The following is a 1,982-nucleotide window of genomic DNA, read 5'->3' on the forward strand; positions in this document are numbered from 1 at the left end:
ATTCGGTAAAATCGATGTAAAGAGGGAACCAGGCCCCAAGACGATCATATCACTCTCAAGAATAGTATTGACTACTCGACGGCTGGCTTGCGGTGTTTCATCATCCAAGGTATTGGTCACATAGACATGGTCAATCATGCCCGGATGATCTGCAATGTGGCTCTCACCTGCCACCTCAGAACCATCTTTAAAGACTGCATGCAGTGTCAAAGGCTGATCGCTTGAGGGGTAGATTTTTCCTGTTGTGTGGAAAAAGAGACTTAGCAGCTGCATGGCATTATAGGTCGAACCCTGCATTTCTGACAGGCCAGCAATGATGAGATTCCCCAGTGGATGACCCGCAAAAGCTCCAGCCTCTTCTGAGAAACGGTACTGAAAAACCTTCTCATAAAACTTAGGCATATCCGACATGGCTACCAGGACATTGCGAAGATCGCCTGGCGGTGTCAATTGTTGGATATTCTTTCTTAGCTCACCTGAAGAACCACCATCATCTGCCACCGTTACGATGGCTGCGATATCAACATCCTTTTCTCGCAAGCTTTTCAAAATGACGGGGATACCTGTTCCTCCACCAATTACCGTTATCTTTGGTTTTCTCATGAACGGTTTACCGTTTCCTTTCTTCTGTCTTTGTCACGATGGCTTTCATTGACAGGCCAGTTTTTAGCAAGGTCCTCAGCGATTCGTTTTGCAAAGGCAACACTACGGTGTTGTCCACCTGTACATCCGACTGCAATGGTTAGAACGGACTTACCTTCTTTTTTGTAACTTGGCAAAATGGGCTCAATCAAGGCGAGTAAGTGCTGATAGAAACTTTCAGACTCTTCATGATTCATCACATAGTCATAAACTGCTTGATCCTCACCTGTCTGATTGCGGAGTTCAGGGAGGTAGTATGGATTTGGCAAGAAACGGACATCAAAAACCAAGTCTGCATCAATAGGGATACCATACTTGAAGCCAAAAGACATGACTTCGATACGGAAAGACTGGGCTTGTTCTTGGTCTGAAAATTGCTCTGCAATGGTTTTACGAAGTTCACGCGGAGTTAACTCTGTCGTATCCACCACATTTTGACTCATATTTTTCAAAGGTGCCAAGAGTTCGCGTTCCAGCTTGATGCCATCTAAAATCCGACCATCTGCTGCTAGAGGGTGACTTCTTCTAGTTTCCTTATAGCGTGCCACCAATTCCTTATCTGCTGCGTCTAGAAAGAGAATTTTGAAATCCAAATCATCTTGATTTTCCAATTCATCCAAAACGGCCTGAATCTCTGAAAAAAAGGAACGGCTACGCATATCCACAACCAAGGCCAATTTGTGGTCATCATCCTTGGTCTCTACCAACTGCAAAAACTTTGGCAAGAGGGCTGGCGGCATATTGTCAATGGTAAAATATCCCAAATCCTCGAAGGACTGAATGGCTACCGTTTTCCCTGCGCCACTCATCCCTGTCACAATTACCAGGTGAAGTTGTTTCTTTGTCATCTATCTCTCCTTATATCAAAAAAAGTTTGGCAGAGCCAAACTTCAACTAGCTTATCCAATCTCTGCGATCACTTCAATTTCGACTTTTACATCACGAGGAAGACGTGCAACCTCTACAGCTGAACGAGCTGGGAACTCCTCTTTAAAGGCAGTTTGGTAGACCTCGTTAAAAGGAACAAAGTCATTCATATCACTCAAGAAGCAAGTTGTTTTGACAACATGGTCAAAGTCTGTTCCTGCTTCAGCCAAAATAGCACCGATATTTTTCAAGACTTGTTCTGTCTGTTCTTGGATAGTCTCTCCTACAATTTCTCCAGTTTCAGGTGAAAGAGGAACTTGACCGCTCGCAAACAAAAGATTGCCAACGATTTTCCCTTGAACATAAGGTCCGATTGCTTTTGGAGCTTTGTCTGTATGAATTGTTTTTGCCATTTCTTTCCCTCACAATTTTTCTAATATTGCATCCCAAGCCTGATCCATCCCTGCCTTGCT

General features: G+C 43.9%; 3 protein-coding genes. All 3 read right to left on the reverse strand.

Annotated elements, in window-relative coordinates:
- Positions 1-603 (reverse strand): uridine diphosphate-N-acetylglucosamine-binding protein YvcK (yvcK, locus tag SORDD16_RS10695; RefSeq protein ID WP_128973485.1); only part of this gene is annotated, 603 nt, incomplete at its 3' end.
- A complete protein-coding gene (gene rapZ, locus SORDD16_RS06120) occupies positions 600-1,490 on the reverse strand; it encodes an RNase adapter RapZ (RefSeq protein WP_000163039.1) in 891 nt (296 codons plus the stop codon). The genes yvcK and rapZ, both read right to left, overlap by 4 nt.
- Before the next feature lie 51 nt (positions 1,491-1,541).
- Positions 1,542-1,922: a RidA family protein gene (locus tag SORDD16_RS06125; protein ID WP_001140420.1), complete on the reverse strand. Its 381-nt coding sequence runs from the start codon at positions 1,920-1,922 to the stop codon at positions 1,542-1,544.
- Between the last annotated feature and the right edge of the window lie 60 nt (positions 1,923-1,982).

Source organism: Streptococcus oralis, assembly GCF_001578945.1.
GTDB lineage: Bacteria > Bacillota > Bacilli > Lactobacillales > Streptococcaceae > Streptococcus > Streptococcus oralis_Q.

Excerpts from the sequence above, each read along its gene's own strand:
- rapZ (WP_000163039.1), bottom strand. The coding sequence starts at position 1,490 with ATGACAAAGAAACAACTTCACCTGGTAATTGTGACAGGGATGAGTGGC.
- SORDD16_RS06125 (WP_001140420.1), bottom strand. The coding sequence starts at position 1,922 with ATGGCAAAAACAATTCATACAGACAAAGCTCCAAAAGCAATCGGACCT.